Genomic DNA, 19180 nt, shown 5'->3' on the forward strand with positions numbered 1-19180 from the left:
TGGGGGCACTCGGCACCCATGCCGCCGCACGCCGACTAGGCAGACATGCGCTTGAACGCCTTATCGACGAATCGATCGATCGTCGCGCCCGCGTTCCGGGCGTATTCGTCGAGCGCTGCGAGCGCGGCGCGATCCGGCTCGTACGCCCGGCCGACCCGGCTGAGCGCAGCATTGAGCACCGCGTCGGTGAGCTGCGGATTCAGGGGCAACAGTGGGCCCTGCGTGTGCGTGCCGAACGAGGCTCCCGCGATCGCACCCTCGGTCGGCGCCCCAGCCTGGTTACCCCCTCCGCTGACGACGTCTGCGAAGACAGCCCCCGGGTCCGTGTTCTCGATCCGCGTGGCGTGGTCCTCGAAGCCGCGCACGCGGCGCGACGCACCCGCGAGCAGCGGATAGCGCGTGTCGAGGATGAAGTAGTTCACCCGCCGTTCGGCGCCGCGAACGGCGCGAGCATCGAAGACGCCGAGTCCATTGATCGGCGAGCCCGTCGTGGGCACGATCTCCTTCGTCGCGAGATCGAAACCGCCCCCGACGGCCACGACCGGCACGCCCGACGATGCGAACGCTCGAATGGCCGGGCTCACGCGCTGCACGTCCGACTCCAGCGCGCGCATCGCGCTCAGCGGGCCGTTTCCGACGACCACGAGATCGGCATGCGAGGGCACCGAGTCACCCGGGCTGTGCAGGACGACCTCGACCTCGATATCGGCGGCTGCGGCGCGTCGGACCAGGGTCGTGACGTTGCCACGGTCCCCGGAGACACCCATCTGGCGTGGATACAGATGCAGCAGGACCAGTCGGTCGGCGCTCATGCGGCGTTCTCCAGATCCGGATGACCGAGCGATCGACGCGCGATCATCATGATCTCGTAGTTGACGATGAAGTGCTTGGTTCCGCTCTGCGTCGGCCCGAGCGCGGACATGCGATTGATCGCCGTCTCCACATCAGGCTCCACCGAGCCGATACTGACCCCGGAATGCTCGAGCGCGAGGGCGATCTGCCAGGCCTTGTCGCCGGAGACGACGTCAACGTGATCCAGGCGCGAGAAGTCGATGTCGTAGATCCAGGAGATATCGGGGGTCCCCTCATCGATCGCCATGAGGACCTGCTCGGGATGCTCGGGCAAGGCGTCGAGATTGAGCTGAAGACTCGCCGCGTTCTTGAACATCGTGAACTCCGCGAACTCGCCGGCGATCGGCAGTCGCTCCCCGCGGCCATACGCTGGCTTCATGCCCGCGAACGCGGCTGTCACGCGCGATGCGTCGAAGGCGCTGCCTAAGGCGACCCGAGCGGTGGCCATCGCTGCCGCAGCGTCGACGGCGTAGTGCAAACCGCGTGCCGGCAGTCGGACCGCGATCTCCTCGCCGCCGATCGCGATGCGCGCGCCGTCAGGAGCGACGCCGACCACCTCCGCGTCGGCGGGCTCTGCCGCGCGGTCGAGCGCCGCGGAGAAGTCATCCGCGTTCTGGAGCCCGTTCGGGCTGGCCGCCACGACCTCCGGGCTCGCACCGAACCGCAGGACCCGCTTGTCATCGCTGGTGAAGGCGGTGAGGAACTGGTCGTCGCGGTTCGTGACCACGGTGCTCGCCGCGAGCGCCGCAGTGTCGAGCATCATCTTCGCAACGCGCTCGGTCTCGTAGAACCGATAGAGCTGGTCGACCTGAACATTGAGCATCGTGACGGTGGTCGGCCGCAGGATGCCCGCGAGTTCGACCGCGAACGCCTCGTCCACCTCGAGGATGCCGATGTCGGACTTCAGGCGTCCCGTCAGCGAGACCTCGGAGAGCAGCGCCGATGTGATGCCCTGCGGGAGGTTCGCACCCGTCGGATTCGTGAAGACGCGGCGTCCGTGCGCCCGCATGATCTCCGAGATCATGTGGGTGGTCGTCGACTTTCCGTTCGACCCCAGGACGAACACGATGCCGTTCGGGAACTGCCGGGCGACGTGCGAGAGAAAGTCGGGAACCAGCTTCAGGAGCACGAACCCCGGGTAGGCGGATCCCCCGCCTCGCGTTCGCGCGATGGCGCGGAGGATCCGCCCGATGAGGATCGGGATGACGAAACGCACGCCGCCTACTCGAGGTAGTCGCGGAGCGACTGCGAGCGGGACGGATGGCGGAGCTTCGCCATCGTCTTCGATTCGATCTGGCGGATCCGCTCGCGCGTGACACCGAACGTGTCGCCGATCTGGTCGAGCGTCTTTGGCATGCCGTCTCCGAGCCCGAAGCGCATCCGGATGACACCCGCCTCGCGCTCCGAAAGCGAGTCGAGGAGGCTCTCCAGTTGCTTCTGCAGCATGGTGAAGCCGACGGCATCCGCCGGCACCACGGCCTCCGTGTCCTCGATGAGGTCGCCGAACTCGCTGTCGCCGTCTTCGCCGAGCGGCGTGTGCAGCGAGATCGGCTCGCGGCCGTACTTCTGCACCTCGATGACCTTCTCGGGGGTCATGTCCAACTCCCGGGCGAGCTCCTCGGGCGTTGGCTCACGTCCGAGATCCTGCAGCATTTGCCGCTGCACGCGGGCGAGCTTGTTGATGACCTCGACCATGTGGACCGGAATCCGGATCGTGCGAGCCTGGTCGGCCATGGCACGCGTGATGGCCTGGCGGATCCACCAGGTCGCGTAGGTCGAGAACTTGAAGCCCTTCGTGTAGTCGAACTTCTCGACAGCACGGATGAGCCCGAGGTTGCCCTCTTGGATCAGATCCAGGAACTGCATGCCGCGGCCGGTGTACCGCTTGGCGAGCGAGACCACCAGACGGAGGTTCGCGCCGAGCAAGTGGGACTTCGCACGCTGGCCGTCACGAGCGACCCACCGAAGCTCGCGCTCCTCCTGCTTGCTGAGCCCGGTCGAATGCTGCAGCTTGTCCTCGGCGAAGAGCCCTGCCTCGATCCGCATCGCAAGCTCGACCTCCTGCTCGGCGTTGAGCAGTGCGACCTTTCCGATCTGCTTGAGGTAGTCCTTCACCGGGTCCGCAGTCGCGCCGGTGATGGTGGTCGAGTAGACCGGGATCTCGTCATCGTCGTCCTGCGAGATGACGAGCGCACCGGCGGGCGCGGGCTGGCCGGCCGCTGCCTCCGTGTCGTCCTGGTCCTCGTCGGTGTCGTCGTCGGCGGCGTCCTTGTCGTCGGTCGCAGCCTCCGGCTCGACATCGGAGTCGGCGTCCGCGTCCTCGGGGAGCTCCTCCTCGGAGTCGGCGGGATCCGTGTCGACGGAGTCGGACTTCTTGGCCCGCGGCTTGGCGGTCTTCTTGGTGGCAGGCTTCTTCGCGGCCTTCGTCGCGCCTGCAGCTGTCGTGTCGTCCGCGCCGGATTCGTCCGGTGCGGCGTCGGTCTTCGTGGGATCGATTGTCGTGCTTCGAGCGGCCATGCGATCACCTCTCCTGTCATGTCGCATTCGCGGTGCGACCTCGTCCGCTGTCACAGCGAGCCGGGGAGAAGACCGACGCGCGGGCAGCATGAGGACCCTTGTCAAGTCCCTTACGCTCGCAGAACGTCGGGCCTGGTAGCGGATCGTGATCCGCACCGGGCTTCACGGAAAAACGGTGCAAGGAACCCGCAACGGGTCCACTCGTATTATTGCACGCTCCGACGGCCGATGCGTCCGGTCCGTCGCCACCGCACGATGAGTGCAACCCAGAGCGGACCCACCTGTATTCCCTCCTCGCGGTGCAGGAGCGCCCGAGTGCGGCGACGCGCTCGGACGAGCATGATGACGCCGATGCCGATGACCACATATTGGATGGTCATCGCCGCGCGGAAGGCGTCCCACGAGTACGTGGACGCGCCGGTCGCGCGATGAACGATGTCGAGGATCTCGCCGACGCCGAACATCATCACGAAGGCGGCGAGGAACCCACCCACGTTGACGATTCCGTTGGCGGACCCGAGCGCACCGATCGGATTGAAGGTTCGCGCGAAGTCGAACCCGATCAGCGAACCCGGTCCGCCGATCCCGAGGACAACGACGAGGAGGACCATCAGCCAGACCGGCGGGTGATGCGGCCAGAGAAGCACGGCTGTCCAGACGACGCCGAGCGCCACCACGATCCCGAGCACCAGGTTCGACCGACGAAGCGGAAAGCGCGCGCAGAGCAGGCCGAGGATCGGTCCGACGATGAATCCGACCACGACGATCACCGTCAGGAGGCCCGCCGCCGCGTCCGGCGAGTAGCCGAGTCCGCGCTCGAGCATCGGAACGCCCCAGAGCAGTGTGAAGACGGTTCCGGAGGACTGTGTCACGAAATGCGACCAGAACCCGAGTTGCGTGCCCGGGCGCCGAACCGCCTGCAGAAAGGTTCCGAGCGCATCGTGGCGACCGCCGGCGACGGGAATCGCTCCGGTCCGGATCGCGATCGGGCCATTCCGGACGACGAACGCCACGAGCGTGGCACCGACGAGGCTGACGGCAGCCGCAGTCGCATACGCCCAGGACCATCCGAGGCTCCGCAGGAGGATCGTGAACGGGAACGCCGACGCGATCTGTCCGAGCTGCCCGAGGTTGCCGGTCCACTGCGATATCTGAGGAAGCACGGGCCCCGTGAACCACATCGGCAGCAGCCGCACGACCGAGATGAACGTCATCGCGTCGCCCGCGCCGACGAGAACGCGACCGAGGATGGCCAGGCCGATCGTTCCCGACATCGCGACGACCAATTGCCCGAGCGCGAGGAGCACGGCGCCGGTGAGCACGAGCCGCCGGGGACCCACCCGGTCGAGCAGCACGCCGACCGGCACCTGCAGCCCGGCGTAGACGGCGATCTGGACGACCGCGAGCGTCGAGAGCACCGTCGCTGAGACGGCGAATCGCTCCTGCGCCTGCACTCCCGAGACGCCGAGTGTCGACCGCTGCATGACCGCGAGCACATAGGCGAACACCGCGATGCCCCAGATCAGCCATGCGCGACGGGAGTTCACGCCCTTCACGCTACCGGGGGCGGGAGCCTCAGCGCGGGTCGTCGTCCCGACGGTCGGCCAAGAAGCGCTCGAGCTCTGCGGCGATCGAGTCGGCCGTCGGCATCTCGCCATCGGCCCCGGTCAGCGGTGAGCCGAGAGGATTGCCCGCCATGTAGGTGTCGTGCCGCTCCTCCAACGCCGCGACGAGGCGCTGAAGCTCCGGGTTTCCGCCAACCTGCTCGTCCACGCGAGCGATGAAGTCGCGCGCCTCGTCGCGCAGCGCTTCGGTCGGCAAAATGAGACCCGTTGTGGAACCGATCGCCGAGAGCGCGGCGATCGCGGCATCCGGATATTCCGTGTCGGCCAAGTAGTGCGGCACCAGCATGACCAAGCCGACAACGACGTCTCCCCGGTCGGCGAGCCGGTGCTCGACAAGATGCAGCACATTCGCCGGCGCCTGGGTCTCGGGCCTCCACACGCTCAGGGATTGCGCGAGTTCACGTCGCGTCCCGCTGATCGTGAGCCCGATCGGCCGCGTGTGCGGGACCGGCATCGGGATCGCCTGCACCCAGGTCACGTCAGCGACAGCGAAGCGGTCCGCCAACGCGATCACCGCGCGAACGAAGCGGTCCCACTGGAAATCAGGCTCGTATCCGGAGAGGAACAGGAATGGCTGCCCGAGCTCGTCCCGCACGAGATGCAGTGCGAGTCGCGGCATCGACACTGCGGTGATGTGGTCCTGTTCGAAGGTGATCACCGGCCGACGCGCCCGGTAATCGAGGAGCGCGTCGAGGTCGAAGGCACCCACGAGCTGTGCGGATGGTCCGTCCGCCAGCGTGGCCGTGATCTGCGCGACGGTGCCGCCCGCATCGACGAACCCGGTCAGCGCAGCGACGAGATGCAAACCGGCGGGAACCTCGTCCGCGATCGGTTCGAGCGAGTAGAGCTCCTCGGGGTGTTCCATCACGCCCATCGTAGGCGGTCCCGTGATGCCGCACGGGTTGTCCCGGACGCCTGCAGCGAACGTCGCCGATGCCTGCGCCGGTGCCAGCGCCGATGCCTGCGCCGATAGGGTCGGCGTATGGCGCACCCCACTCTCTCGATCTCCTCCGAACGTCCAGAGTCCGTCGATGCCGACGTCATCGTGTTCGGGGTCCTCCCCGCCGATCACGGCGACGGCCCCTCGATCGCGCCCTCCGCGATCGGCCCGGTCGAACTCGGTTTCGATCTCGTGGCGCTCGGGGTGACCGGCGCCAAGGACCAGTTGGTACGCCTCCCCGCCACCGGGCTCGCGGCGCGATCGATCGCACTGATCGGCCTGGGCAGCCCGGTGAGCGCCGACAGCATCCGGTACGCCGCAGGCAGCGCAGTGCGCCAGCTTCCGACCGTCGGCTCGATCGCGATCGGATTGCCGTCGTCGGACGCGGAGCTCACCGCAGCCGCGCTCGAGGGCGCGGCGCTCGGCGCGTACGTATTCACCAAGCACCACGGAACCGGAACGACGAGCCCGGTGCGCGGCGACCAGATCATCACGGTGATCGGCGACGGCGCTGAGACGGACGTGATGCGCGCCTCCATCATCGGCGACGCGGTCGCGCTGGTCCGCGACCTGGTCAACACGGGCGCCGGCCACCTCGGTCCATCGGACGTCGCTGATGCGGCTGCGGAGGCTGCTGCGGGCCTCCCGATTCGACTGGAGGTCCTCGATGAGACACAGCTCGAGGCGCAGGGATTCGGCGGCGTCATCGGCGTGGGCCGCGGCTCCGTCCGGCCACCTCGCGTCGTGATCGCCCGATACGAGCCCGAGTCTGCGGCGAAGCACCTGGCGCTCGTCGGCAAGGGCATCACCTTCGACTCCGGCGGCCTGTCGCTGAAGCCTGCGACGGCGATGCTCGGGATGAAGGACGACATGACGGGGGCGGCGACGATCCTCGCCACGACGCTCGCCGCGGCCCGGCTCGGGCTACCGGTGCGGATCACGGCCTGGCTCTGCCTCGCGGAGAACATGCCCTCCGGGTCCGCGACGCGACCGGGCGACGTGCTCACCCTGAAGAACGGCATCACCGTCGAGGTGACGAACACCGACGCGGAAGGCCGCCTCGTGCTCGGCGACGGCCTCGTCGCGGCGTCAGACGAGCACCCCGACGCGATCGTCGACGTCGCGACGCTCACGGGCGCGCAGATGGTCGCCCTCGGTGATCGCACGAGCGGCCTGATGGGCGACGACGCGCTGGTCGAACGTGTCCGCACCGCCGCGTCGGCCGTCGGTGAGGCGGTCTGGCCGATGCCGCTGCCCGAGGAGCTCGATGCGCGGCTCGCGAGCGACGTCGCCGACATCGTCAACGCAACGCCGGGCCAGCCAGCAGCAGGCATGCTGCTCGCCGGCCGGTTCCTGCAGAAGTTCGTGGGCACCGACAGCGACGGCGCGACTATCCCGTGGGCGCACCTCGACATCGCGGGGCCCGCCGAGAACCGTGGCGGAGGCGCGGGCTGGCTTGGCAAGGGAGCGACGGGTGTCATGGTCCGGACCCTGTTGAGCCTCGCAGAAGACATGGGCGCCGAGTAGTAGGGTCGTTGCTCGGGACGGCTCGATCCGGGCCGTCCCGAGACAGCCGGATCCACCACGATCCGCGCTCTCGAACGCCACGAACGCGGCGTCCAGCACAAGCAGTCGCGGTTCACGCGCACGAAGGAGTTGCACCAGGTGACGGAACAGACCTACGACGTCGTAATCCTCGGCGGCGGCAGCGGCGGCTATGCCGCAGCCCTTCGGGGCGCGGAGCTCGGCATGAACGTCGCGCTGATCGAAGGCGACAAGCTCGGCGGAACGTGTCTGCACCGCGGGTGCATCCCGACGAAGGCGCTCCTGCATGCGGCTGAGATCGCAGACGGCGCGAAGGAGTCCGAGAAGTTCGGGGTCGTCGCGCACTTCGACCACGTCGATGTGCCCAAGGTGATCGAGTACCAGCAGGGCGTGATCTCCTCGAAGTTCAAGGGCCTCCAGGGTCTGGTCAAGGCGCGGGGAATCACCGTTGTCGAGGGGTGGGGGCGCCTCACCTCCCCCACGACCGTTCAGGTGGGCGACCAGACGATCACCGGAAAGAAGGTCGTGCTCGCGACCGGCTCGACGTCGAAGTCGCTGCCCGGCCTCGAGATCTCCGGCCGCGTGATCACCTCTGAGACCGCGCTGCGGATGGACTACGTCCCGAACAAGGTCGTGATCCTCGGCGGCGGCGTCATCGGTGTCGAGTTCGCGAGCGTGTGGAAGTCGTTCGGCGCGGACGTCACGATCGTCGAGGCGCTGCCGCACCTCATCCCCGCGGAAGACGAGTCGATGTCGAAGCAGCTCGAGCGCGCGTTCCGGAAGCGCGGTATCGAGTTCTCGCTCGGCGTCCGCTTCCAGAGCGTCGAGCAGAGCGACAACGGCGTCCACGTGACGCTGGAGGACGGCAAGACCTTCGACGGCGACATCCTCCTCGTCGCGGTCGGCCGCGGACCGGTCACCCAGGGTCTCGGCTTCGACGAGGTCGGCGTCGCCATGGATCGCGGCTACGTGCTGACCAACGATCGCCTCGAGACGAACGTGCCGGGTGTGTACGCCGTCGGTGACATCGTCCCCGGGCTGCAGCTGGCGCACCGCGGATTCCAGCAGGGCATCTTCGTCGCGGAGGAGATCGCCGGAATGAACCCGGTGGTGATCGAGGACAAGAACATCCCGAAGGTCACCTACTCCGACCCCGAGGTCGCATCGGTCGGGCTCTCGCAGGCCAAGGCAGAAGCAGAGTACGGCGCCGACAAGGTGGACACCTACGAGTACAACTTGGCCGGGAACGGCCGAAGCCACATCATCGGGACGTCCGGCGCGGTCAAGGTCGTTCGCCTGATCGACGGGCCGGTGCTCGGCGTCAGCATGATCGGCGCGCGCGTCGGCGAACTCATCGGGGAGGCGCAGCTCGCGGTGAACTGGGAGGCGTACCCGGAGGACATCGCGCCGCTGATCCACGCCCACCCCACCCAGAACGAGGCACTCGGAGAGGCGTTCCTGCACCTTGCGGGGAAGCCGCTCCACGCGCTCTGATCGACGAAGATCACGCGTCGCCGTAACGACATCATCCACTGAAGAAACCGCCTAGAGGAGTCCCCCTGATGAGCGAATCCGTCAACCTCCCGGCGCTCGGCGAGAGCGTCACCGAGGGAACGGTCACCCGCTGGCTGAAGAACGTCGGTGACCGGGTCGAGGTCGACGAGCCGCTGCTCGAGGTCTCGACGGACAAGGTCGACACCGAGATCCCGTCGCCGATTGCGGGCGTGGTCGAGGAGATCCTCGTGCAGGAGGACGAGACGGTCGAGGTCGGAACGGCGCTGGTCCGCATCGGCGACGGCTCCGGCTCGGGCGAGCCCGCCGGTGATGCCGGCGACGCCGAGTCCGCCAACGAGCAGGCCGCCGAGGCCGAGGAGCCCCAGGCTGCTCCGAGCACGGAGCAGGACGACGAGGTGCCCGCTCCGGCGGCTCCCGCCGCTCCCGCCGAGCCGGCGCCGAGTGGCCAGAGCATGCCCGCGGCGGCTCCGGCACCGGCAGCGCCGCCAGCGGCTGCCCCGGCTCCCGCAGCCGCTCCGGTACCGCCGCCGGTCGCAGCTCCCCCGGCTCCTGTCGCGACGAGCCAGGAGGCGCCCGCTCAGCCCGCCCCGTCGGCCTCAGTCCCTGCCCCTGGAAACGCCGGCGGCTCCGGGTACGTGACGCCGCTGGTTCGCAAGCTCGCCAACGAGCAGGGCGTCGACCTGGCAACCGTGACCGGATCGGGCGTCGGCGGCCGGATCCGCAAGGAGGACGTGCTCGCTGCGGCCGCCGCGAAGTCCTCCTCCGCTGCGCAGCCCGCCGCGTCGCCGTCAGGTCCGTTCGTCGCCCCGGTGTCCCCGCTGCGCGGAACGCGCGAGAAGATGACCCGTCTTCGCAAGGTCGTCGCAGAGCGCGCGGTGCAGTCCATGCAGTCGACGGCGCAGCTGACGAGCGTTGTCGAGGTCGACGTGACGAAGGTTGCCCAGTTCCGCGACGCGCGCAAGCGCGAGTTCCTCGAGAAGACCGGAACGAAGCTCAGCTTCATGCCCTTCTTCGCGCTCGCTGCAGCAGAGGCGCTGAAGGCCCACCCGAAGCTGAACGCGACGGTTGAGGGTGAGGAGATCGTCTTCCCGGACTCCGAGAACCTGTCGATCGCGGTCGACACCGAACGTGGTCTGCTGACGCCGGTCATCCGGGACGCTTCCGACCTGTCCCTGGCGCAGTTGTCGGGAGCGATCGCCGATCTTGCCGATCGGACTCGCAACAACCAGCTGAAGCCGGACGAGCTCGCCGGTGGAACCTTCACGCTGACGAACACCGGGTCGCGCGGTGCGCTCTTCGACACCCCGGTGGTCTTCCTGCCCCAGTCCGCGATCCTCGGAACGGGCATCGTCGTGAAGAAGCCCGCCGTCGTCACGGTCGACGGACAAGAGGCGATCGCAATTCGCTCGATGGTCTACCTGGCACTGTCCTACGATCACCGGATCATCGACGGCGCGGACGCAGCCCGCTACCTCGTCGCCGTGAAGACGCGCCTCGAGGAGGGCAACTTCGGTCCGAACCTCGGCTACTGATCGGCAGGACTGACTGAGGACGCCTCTGGACCGAGGACCTCGGCCATGATCAGCCAAACGGCCTCGGTGCGCATAATGAGCACCGAGGCCGTTTGCATGCCCGAAATGTCTTCGACCCGGATCAGCGCGCGCTCGTCGGCCCCGTCGTTCATGTCCTGGACGACCGCCGCGGTCGTCCACGGTTGCAGCGCGTCTGGTGGCGTCGGTGCGGCCGCATCCCGTGCGCGCTGGGCGCCGCCTGGCGCCGTCGTGGTCGCCAGGCAACGCCGCTGGTCGGCGCTGGTTCTACACTCCCGGCGGCGATTCATCAACCGGACCGCCGCCTCCGTCGCCGACTCATCCGTCCGGTCGACGTGATCGTCGGCGAATCCGGTCGCGGTATCGCGCTCGTGACCTGCAGAGGCCCGATCATCGGCGGTTGGTCCCTCGCGATCGGGGCCGCCGACGGCAGGGTCGCTGCCATCCGTGCCGGAGGGGTCGGCTGTCGCGCCGGCCGACGCCGGAGCAACCGGAGTCCGAAACCCGGTCGATGACTGCGTCGCATCGGCGACCGGCGACCGCTGCTCCTCGGGAGCGGGGAGGATCGCAAAGAAACTGAGGGCAGCGCCGGTTGCGACGACTGCCGCGATGAGCGCCCTTCGTGCGGGGATCCGACGATGCATACCGAGCGGTATCCCATCCGTCATGATGCGACCAAGCACTCGCGCCAGACCCCGCATCCCAGCGCCGTGCGGCGTCGGCTGCTCGACACGAGCAGCGGGGATCTCCCAGCGGACCGGCCGAGCCGGGCCCGCGGCGACGATGACGCTGCGAACCTGCAGGAGCGACCGCGAGAGGCCATGCGCCGCAGGGTCGGATTCGCCGCCTGCGACGCAGGCAGCCAGCGCTGAACCGATCGCGTCATCGACGTGCTGGCGCTCAGCCACGCGCGGGTCGACGCGGTCCCAGACGCTCCGGACACCGACGAGGATCCCACGCAGCCCGCTTCCATCGATCGGCATTCGATCGACGACGATCGGTGCGCCGCTGTCGTCGATGAGAATGTCATCCAGCCGCACCGCGCCGATCGGCGTGCCCGCATCGACCAGCATCCGTGCGAGGTCGACGAGCGGCAGTGACAGCGTCACCGCGACGCCGGTGCTCAATGCCCCGAACAAGTCCAACGCCTCTGGCAGCGGCGTTCCCGAGACCTGATCGAAGCGAAGGACGAGCTCGCCGCTGTCGTCGGTGCCCACCGAGGCAATGGGGCAGAGGTGTCGCTCCTGCGCGCGCGCTCGATCGAGGACTCGGCGGCTATCGACGGGGGGCGAGGCATCGACCATGCGATCGAGTGTCACCAATCGCGACGCGTCCGCTCTTCCCGGAGCCGACACTGTGCACTGCGCGAGGCTGGCGGCACTGTTGAGGGACCGGGCCGACAGCGGAGCGCCGCGCTGCGGCGGGGTCGTATCCTGGACGCATGGCACGAACTACCAGCGACAGCGCTGACAAGGAGCCCGGTCGTCTGAAGCAGATGTACCAGGTCTTCAAGATGACCCGGCGCATCAATCCGCAGTCGATCTGGTGGTTCATCCTCGCGTTCGGCGCGCCGGTCGTCGCCGGTCTCGTCCTCGCATTCGCGCTCCCCGGGCAGACCGTGCTCGGCGAGATCATCTGGATCGTGCTGGGCGTCCTCGCCGGTGTGCTGCTGTTCCTCATCGCGCTCGGTCGGCTGGCCGAACGTGCCGCATACAGTCAGATCGAAGGCCAGCCGGGCGCGGTCGGGTCCGTGCTGGCTCAGTCGCTGCGACGCAACTGGCGCGCCAGCGAGATGCCGGTCGCGATGCACGGCCGCTCGCAATCCGCGATCTATCGCGCCGTCGGCTTGCCCGGCGTCGTGCTCATCACCGAAGGGCAGCACACGGTTCTGACCCGCCTCCTCGAGGAAGAGAAGCGGAAGGTGCACCGCATCGTCCCGAACGTCGCACTGACCGTGCTCGCCGTCGGAAACGGTGACGGCGAGGTCACGCTCCCCAAGCTCGCGCGCCGAATGAACCGGCTGAAGCGATCGCTCAACCGCAACGAGGTCCTCGCGGTGGCGAACCGCCTCGAGTCGATGACGCACTCCCCAACTGCCGCGATGCCCAAAGGCATCGACCCCATGCGCGTTCGGGCCGGACGACCCCGCTGATCGAACGACCGCCTGGCTGCGGGACAGTGCCGGCCGTGAGTGAAGGACGCCCGAAGCGGTCCAGGGGCGCGCGCTAGCGGCGCACGAGCACCGTCCCCGCCGCGCGATCATGGAGCCCGCGCTGGTCTCGATCCCAGATGAGCGCCGGGACCACGAGACACAGCAGGAGTGTCCGGACGATCGGCCGAACGACACCGACGTATCCGCCGCGAATGGGCACGACCCGGAGGCCGACACAGATCTGGCCGAACGACCCGGACAGCAGGGCGATGAAACCGACCTGCAGCACGAAGTAGATCGCTACGATTCCCCAGTTCACGCCGTGCGACGGCGCGGTCGGCGTCCAGACGCGGAACAGGAACGCAACGAGATCGGTCAGCGCGCCATCGATGACGAGCGCGACGACACGCCGCCCAAGCCGACCGACGCTCCGCGGTCCGTCCGCTGGAAGACCGAGATCCTTACCGGGCCACGAATCGGTCGACTCGAGGCCGTCTCGCGGTACGGCACGGGCGGTAGGGCGAGATCGAGCCATACACCCAGCGTACGGGAGCGGCGCGGAATGGCGGCTGGCGTAACACGCCGGAAACAGGGCAGTCACGTTGGGGAAACCGCGTGTCAATAGCCTCGTCGGAGGTAGCCTCCTGGCTCCTGACTCACCACCCGCCATTGGAGAACGACCACATGTTCAGTGATTCCTCCGAGGTGCTCGCGTTCATCAAGGACACGGACGTCAAGTTCCTCGACATCCGCTTCACGGACCTCCCCGGGGTCCAGCAGCACTTCAACATCCCCGCCTCCACGGTCGACGAGGACTTCTTCTCCGTCGGACAGCTGTTCGACGGTTCGTCGATCCGCGGATTCGCGTCGATTCACGAGTCCGACATGCAGTTGATCCCGGACGTCACGACGGCGTACGTCGATCCGTTCCGTGCGGAGCGGACGCTGGTCATGGTGTTCGACATCTACAACCCGCGCAACGGTGAGATCTACGGCCGCGACCCGCGTCAGGTCGCGAAGAAGGCGGAGAAGTATCTCGCCTCGACCGGCATCGCTGACACGGCGTTCTTCGCTCCCGAAGCCGAGTTCTACATCTTCGACGACGTCCGCTACGAGGTGAAGCAGAACCAGAGCTTCTACGCGGTGGACTCCGAAGAGGGCGCGTGGAACACCGGCCGCGTCGAAGAGGGCGGCAACCTCGCCAACAAGACCGCGTACAAGGGTGGGTACTTTCCGGTCTCCCCGGTCGACAAGACCGCAGACGTTCGTGACGACATCACGCTGAAGCTGATCGACGCCGGCCTGGAGGTGGAGCGTGCGCACCACGAGGTCGGCACCGGCGGCCAGCAGGAGATCAACTACAAGTTCGACACGATGGTCCACGCGGCCGACGACATCCTGAAGTTCAAGTACATCGTCAAGAACACGGCCGAGCAGTGGGGCAAGGTCGCCACGTTCATGCCGAAGCCCCTCTTCGGTGACAACGGCTCGGGAATGCACACCCACCAGTCCCTGTGGAACGACGGCAAGCCGCTCTTCTACGACGAGAACGGATACGGCGGCCTCTCGGACATCGCCCGCTGGTACATCGGCGGGATCCTGAAGCACGCCCCGGCTGTCCTCGCCTTCACGAACCCGACGGTGAACTCGTACCACCGCCTCGTTCCGGGATTCGAAGCGCCGGTCAACCTCGTCTACTCCGCCGGCAACCGGTCCGCCTCGATCCGCATCCCGATCACGGGGACGAACCCGAAGGCGAAGCGCATCGAGTTCCGCGCGCCAGACGCCTCCGGAAACCCCTACCTGGCGTTCGCCGCGCAGCTCATGGCGGGCCTCGACGGCATCCAGAACCGCATCGAGCCGCACGAGCCCGTGGACAAGGACCTCTACGAGCTCCCCCCGGAGGAAGCGAAGAACATCCCGCAGGTTCCGGGGTCGCTCTCCGAGGCGCTCGACGCGCTGGAGGCTGACCACGAGTTCCTGACGAAGGGGAACGTGTTCACCGAGGACCTCATCAGCACGTGGATCGACTACAAGCGCGAGAAGGAGATCCTCCCGATGGCGCAGCGTCCGCACCCGTTCGAGTACGAGCTGTACTTCGGCGTCTGATCCCTGCCAACGATCGAGGGGCCTCGCACCACCTGGTGCGAGGCCCCTCGATCGTCACTGCCCGTAGAACAAGCGCTCGAACACCTGGCGCGCTCGACGGGTGGTCCCGAGGTAGTCCTCCTCGAGTTGCGTCGCAGAGCCGGGCGGATACTCAAGCAGCCGTGCCACGCCGTCGAGCTGTGCACGATCGATGGGGAGCACGTCCGTGGTCTTCCCGGACCACAGGACGAGCGCGCTCCGCGCTCGGGATGCGATGATCCATCCGGCCTCGAGACGCTCGGCGTCGATCGGGTCGACGAAGCCCGCGACCGTAGCGGCGCGAAGCGCGTCGAGCGTCGACGTGGTCCGGAGGCCCGGAACGCTGAGCCCGTGCTGCAACTGCATCAGCTGCACGAACCACTCGACGTCGCTCAACGAGCCGCGTCCGAGCTTGAGGTGGCGTGCCGGATCCGCTCCGCGCGGCAGGCGTTCGGCTTCGACGCGCGCTTTGATGCGCTTGACCTCACGGACCTCTCGCTCGGAGAGCGATTCCGGATACCGCGTCAGGTCGGCGATGTGCTCGAAGTTCCGGAGCAGCACCTCGTCGCCGACCGCGCCCCGAGCGCGCAACAGTGCTTGCGCCTCCCAGGTGAGCGACCACCGCGCGTAATAGGCCGCGTACGACTCGAGCGTGCGGACGGGAGGCCCATTCTTGCCCTCCGGGCGCAAGTCGATGTCGAGCTCGAACGGATAGAGCGCGTCTTCGGTGACCTCGTTGATCCGGCTCACGATCGCCCGGGCAGCCCGCGCGGCCGCTTCGGGATCCCAGCCATCGGCGCGATACACGTAGAGGATGTCGGCGTCGGAGCCGAACCCGAGCTCGCGCCCACCGAACCGCCCCATGGCGATGATGCCGAACTCCAGCCCCTCCCCGACACCCTGCCTGGCGATGGCGAGCGCACCGGTCAGCATCGCCTCGGAGACGTCGGACAGCGCTCCTCCCAACTCGTCGACGCTGAGCGTTCCGAGCACCGCGGCCATCCCGAGCCGGAGCGTCTCCCGGCGGCGCGCGGCACGGAGGATCGTGGCCGCTGCCGACGGATCGTCACCATGTCGGTTCACCGTCGCACGTGCCTCCTGCAGGAGCGTCGCCGCCGGACGCGGTCGAAGAGCGGTGTCCGGGTCATCGAGCCACGCTGCTGCTTCGGGTGAGCGTTCCAGCAGGCCCGCGAGGAACGACGACTCCGACAGGATCGTCGTGAGTGCGTACGCGGCTCCGGCGGAGTCGCGCAACATGCGGAGATACCAGCTCGTATCGCCGAGGGCATCACTGAGGCGGCGGAACGCGAGAAGCGCACGGTCGGGGGCAGGGCCCTCCGCCATCCACCGGAGCAGGACCGGGAGCAGGGTGCGCTGAATCGTCGCTCGCCGGGAGACCCCGGAGGTCAGGGAACGGATGTGCTCGACGGCGCCGTCCGGGTTCGCGAACCCGATCGCGGAGAGACGATCCTGCACCTGAGCGCTGGTCAGCACGATGCCCTCGTCGCCGACCGCTGCGACGGCGGCGAGCAGGGGCCGGTAGAACATGCGCTCGTGCAGGCCGCGAACCTCGAGCTTGACGGCGCGCCACCGATCGACGAGCTGCCCGGCGCTGCTCGCCAGGCCGCTCGATCGCGCGAGAACGCGCAGGTCGTCTTCGTCGATCGGCATCAGGTGCGTGCGCTGGAGACGGCGCAACTGGATGCGGTGCTCGAGGACACGCAGCAGCGCGTAGTCGGGACCGAACCGTGCCGCCTCCTGCCGCCCGACGTATCCGCCAGCGGTGAGCGCCGCCATCGCATCGAGCGTGGAGCGCTCACGGACGGACTCGTCGGAGCGACCGTGCACGAGCTGGAGCAGCTGCACCGTGAACTCGACATCACGAAGCCCGCCAGGGCCGAGCTTCAGCTGGCGGTCCACCTGGTCGGCAGGAATGTGCTCGGTGACACGCTCACGCATGCGCTGCACGGATTCGACGAAGCCCGGACGGGACGACGAGTTCCACACGTACGGCGCGACGGCCGCGACGTATCGCTCCCCGAGATCACGCGATCCCGCGATCGCCCGAGCTTTGAGGAGCGCCTGGAACTCCCACTCGCGAGCCCAGCGTGCGTAGTAGGCCAGATGCGACTCGAGCGTGCGCACGAGTGCGCCGTCTTTGCCCTCGGGGCGGAGGTTCGCATCGATCTCCCACAGGGCCGGCTCGACGGCGAGGTCCGAGATCACATGGGTCGCGGCGATTGCGACGCGGGTCGCTGCACGCACCACGCGCTCGGTGTCGAGGGTCTCGGTAGGCTCGGTGACCCAGATGACGTCCACGTCGCTCACGTAGTTCAGCTCACGGGCGCCCGCTTTGCCCATCGCGATCACCGCCAGTGGCACTGCCGCTGCATCGGGTCCGGACACGTCGACGCGGGCGATGTCGACCGCGACGTCGAGCGCGGCGCCGGCGAGGTCGGCGAGCCCGGCTGCGACCGCCGGGAACGCGTCCGTCGGCTGCGCGTGGAGCACGTCGAACAGCGCGATCTCCGCGAGATGCCGCCGGTAGCGCACCCGGAGCGCGACGCGCGCCGCTTCACCGCTGCAGCCCGCGGTCGCTGCGACGAGCGACTCGCGGTAGGCCGGCTGGCCACGCGGCGGTTCGATGGGTGCGTGCATCACGGCGAGCTCCGCCGGGCGACGCTGGAAGAACTCGGCAAGCCCGACGGACGCGCCGAGCAGGCGGACGAGCCGTTCCGTCGCGGCCGTGTCGCGCAAGACGTCGATGGTCGGTTCGGGTGCAACCTCGAGGAGGCGTTCGATCGCGCGGAGCGCACCGTCCGGGTCGGCGGTCCGCTCCCAGAGATCCGGCCATGATGCGAGCGGGAGGCGCACGTCTGACGGGAGGCGCGCCTCCAGTCCGGTGAACCGCTCGAGTGATCCGGACAGATCAGCGAATCCGAGGCGCGCCAGATCGCTGCGGGACGTCGTCGTCGTGTCGCTCATTCGAGGCTCGCGGGGTCGTTCCGGTTCGGTCAGAGCACTCCGAGGTTGGTCCGGAGCTCGAAGGGCGTCACCTGGTCGCGATAGGCGTGCCACTCCTGCCGCTTGTTGAGGAGCACGTAGTTGAACACCTGCTCCCCCAGCGTCTCGGCCACGAGCTCGGAGTTCTCCATGTACTCGAGCGCGTGATCGAGGCTCGCCGGCAGCTGGTTGTACCCGAGGGCACGGCGCTCGGCGTCGGTAAGGCTCCAGACGTTGTCCTCGGCCTCGGGTGGGAGCTCGTAGCTCTCCTCGATGCCTTTCAGCCCGGCGGCGAGGATGAGCGAGTACGCCAGGTATGGGTTCGCAGCGGAGTCGATTCCCCGGTATTCGACGCGGCTCGACTGGCCCTTGTTCGGCTTGTAGAGCGGGACACGAACAAGCGCCGATCGGTTGTTGTGGCCCCACGTGACGAACGACGGCGCCTCGTCACCGCCCCACAGACGCTTGTACGAGTTCACGAACTGGTTGGTCACCGCCGTGATCTCGGGCGCGTGCCGGAGGAGACCGGCGATGAACTGCCGGGCGATTGTCGAGAGCTGGTATTCGGCGCCGGGCTCGAAGAACGCGTTCTGATCGCCCTCGAACAGCGAGACGTGCGTGTGCATGCCCGACCCGGGCCGGCCGGACAGCGGCTTCGGCATGAAGGTCGCGTACACACCCTGCTCGATCGCAACCTCTTTCACGACCGTGCGGAAGGTCATGATGTTGTCCGCCATGGTGAGCGCATCGGCGTACCGGAGATCGATCTCGTTCTGTCCGGGGCCGGCCTCGTGGTGGCTGAACTCGACCGAGATGCCGAGATCTTCGAGCATGCGCACGGCACGGCGACGGAAATCGTGCGCGCTGCCACCCGGCACATTGTCGAAGTAGCCGGCATGGTCGACCGGCTCGGGCTCGCCGCCGACGGGATTCTGGCTCTTCAGCAGGTAGAACTCGATCTCCGGGTGCGTGTAGAACGTGAACCCCCGCTCGGAAGCACGGGCGAGCGTCCGCTTGAGCACGTTGCGTGGGTCGGCGACCGCCGGCTGCCCATCCGGGGTGGTGATGTCACAGAACATGCGTGCGGTCGGATCGATCTCGCCGCGCCACGGGAGGATTTGAAACGTCGAGGGATCCGGGTGGGCAAGAACGTCGGCCTCGTACGAGCGCGTGAGTCCCTCGATGGCGGATCCGTCGAAGCCGATGCCCTCGGCGAACGCGCCCTCGACCTCCGCCGGCGCGATCGCGACCGATTTCAGGGTGCCGATGACATCGGTGAACCAGAGTCGGATGAACTTGATGCCACGCTCTTCGATGGTGCGGAGCACGAAGTCCGTCTGCTTGTCCATGCACG

The 19180-nt window shown here is 68.0% G+C and carries 14 protein-coding genes; 5 read left to right on the top strand and 9 right to left on the bottom strand.

Features of this window, described 5'->3' with window-relative positions:
• Positions 1-35 precede the first annotated feature (35 nt).
• The 5 genes from CAM01S_RS09085 to CAM01S_RS09105 all read right to left on the bottom strand — a co-directional run bounded on the left by CAM01S_RS09085 (position 36) and on the right by CAM01S_RS09105 (position 5859).
• Positions 36-812: a type 1 glutamine amidotransferase gene (locus CAM01S_RS09085; RefSeq protein ID WP_066520058.1), complete on the bottom strand. Its 777-nt coding sequence runs from the start codon at positions 810-812 to the stop codon at positions 36-38.
• Positions 809-2068 carry a MurT ligase domain-containing protein gene (locus tag CAM01S_RS09090; RefSeq protein WP_066520061.1) on the bottom strand — a complete coding sequence of 420 codons (1260 nt, stop codon included), beginning with the start codon at positions 2066-2068 and terminating at the stop codon, positions 809-811. Before CAM01S_RS09090 ends, CAM01S_RS09085 begins: the two co-directional genes overlap by 4 nt.
• 5 nt (positions 2069-2073) lie before the next feature.
• Positions 2074-3369 carry an RNA polymerase sigma factor gene (locus CAM01S_RS09095; protein ID WP_174520427.1) on the bottom strand — a complete coding sequence of 432 codons (1296 nt, stop codon included), beginning with the start codon at positions 3367-3369 and terminating at the stop codon, positions 2074-2076.
• Positions 3370-3575: 206 nt separating this feature from the next.
• Positions 3576-4916 (bottom strand): MFS transporter, encoded by a 1341-nt coding sequence (locus CAM01S_RS09100; RefSeq protein ID WP_066521125.1) that lies wholly within the window; start codon positions 4914-4916, stop codon positions 3576-3578.
• Positions 4917-4944: 28 nt separating this feature from the next.
• The gene (locus tag CAM01S_RS09105) at positions 4945-5859 is read right to left on the bottom strand and encodes a proteasome assembly chaperone family protein (protein WP_066520065.1); all 915 of its coding nucleotides are present in this window, start codon (positions 5857-5859) and stop codon (positions 4945-4947) included.
• A gap of 117 nt (positions 5860-5976) precedes the next feature.
• On the opposite strand from CAM01S_RS09105, the gene CAM01S_RS09110 reads away from it, so the two are divergent.
• The 3 genes from CAM01S_RS09110 to sucB all read left to right on the top strand — a co-directional run bounded on the left by CAM01S_RS09110 (position 5977) and on the right by sucB (position 10526).
• A complete protein-coding gene (locus tag CAM01S_RS09110; protein ID WP_066520067.1) occupies positions 5977-7461 on the top strand; it encodes a leucyl aminopeptidase in 1485 nt (494 codons plus the stop codon).
• Positions 7462-7599: 138 nt separating this feature from the next.
• Positions 7600-8973, top strand: coding sequence for a dihydrolipoyl dehydrogenase (lpdA, locus tag CAM01S_RS09115; RefSeq protein WP_066520070.1), 1374 nt, complete (start codon positions 7600-7602; stop codon positions 8971-8973).
• 68 nt (positions 8974-9041) lie between these two features.
• The gene (sucB, locus tag CAM01S_RS09120; protein ID WP_066520073.1) at positions 9042-10526 is read left to right on the top strand and encodes a 2-oxoglutarate dehydrogenase, E2 component, dihydrolipoamide succinyltransferase; all 1485 of its coding nucleotides are present in this window, start codon (positions 9042-9044) and stop codon (positions 10524-10526) included.
• Here sucB and CAM01S_RS09125 read toward each other — a convergent pair.
• A complete protein-coding gene (locus CAM01S_RS09125) occupies positions 10520-11848 on the bottom strand; it encodes a hypothetical protein (protein WP_066520075.1) in 1329 nt (442 codons plus the stop codon). The two genes, sucB and CAM01S_RS09125, sit on opposite strands and share 7 nt — an antisense overlap.
• A gap of 137 nt (positions 11849-11985) precedes the next feature.
• On the opposite strand from CAM01S_RS09125, the gene CAM01S_RS09130 reads away from it, so the two are divergent.
• On the top strand, positions 11986-12696 hold the full coding sequence (locus tag CAM01S_RS09130) for a DUF4191 domain-containing protein (protein WP_066520078.1): 711 nt from the start codon (positions 11986-11988) through the stop codon (positions 12694-12696).
• Between the two features lie 73 nt (positions 12697-12769).
• On the opposite strand, the gene CAM01S_RS09135 is transcribed toward CAM01S_RS09130, so the two are convergent.
• Positions 12770-13231, bottom strand: a complete 462-nt coding sequence (locus tag CAM01S_RS09135; protein WP_066520079.1) for an RDD family protein — start codon at positions 13229-13231, stop codon at positions 12770-12772.
• 149 nt (positions 13232-13380) lie between these two features.
• Here CAM01S_RS09135 and glnA point away from each other — a divergent pair, with 149 nt between their 5' ends.
• A complete protein-coding gene (gene glnA / locus CAM01S_RS09140; protein WP_066520080.1) occupies positions 13381-14805 on the top strand; it encodes a type I glutamate--ammonia ligase in 1425 nt (474 codons plus the stop codon).
• 54 nt (positions 14806-14859) lie between these two features.
• Here the strand turns inward: glnA and CAM01S_RS09145 are convergent, their stop codons facing one another.
• Together CAM01S_RS09145 and CAM01S_RS09150 are read right to left on the bottom strand one after the other, a co-directional pair.
• Complete coding sequence (locus CAM01S_RS09145; protein ID WP_066520083.1) at positions 14860-17808, bottom strand: bifunctional [glutamine synthetase] adenylyltransferase/[glutamine synthetase]-adenylyl-L-tyrosine phosphorylase; 2949 nt, start codon at positions 17806-17808, stop codon at positions 14860-14862.
• A gap of 29 nt (positions 17809-17837) precedes the next feature.
• On the bottom strand, positions 17838-19175 hold the full coding sequence (locus CAM01S_RS09150) for a glutamine synthetase family protein (RefSeq protein WP_066520085.1): 1338 nt from the start codon (positions 19173-19175) through the stop codon (positions 17838-17840).
• Positions 19176-19180 lie beyond the last annotated feature (5 nt).

It is taken from the genome of Curtobacterium ammoniigenes NBRC 101786 (assembly GCF_001571045.1).
GTDB lineage: Bacteria > Actinomycetota > Actinomycetes > Actinomycetales > Microbacteriaceae > Curtobacterium > Curtobacterium ammoniigenes.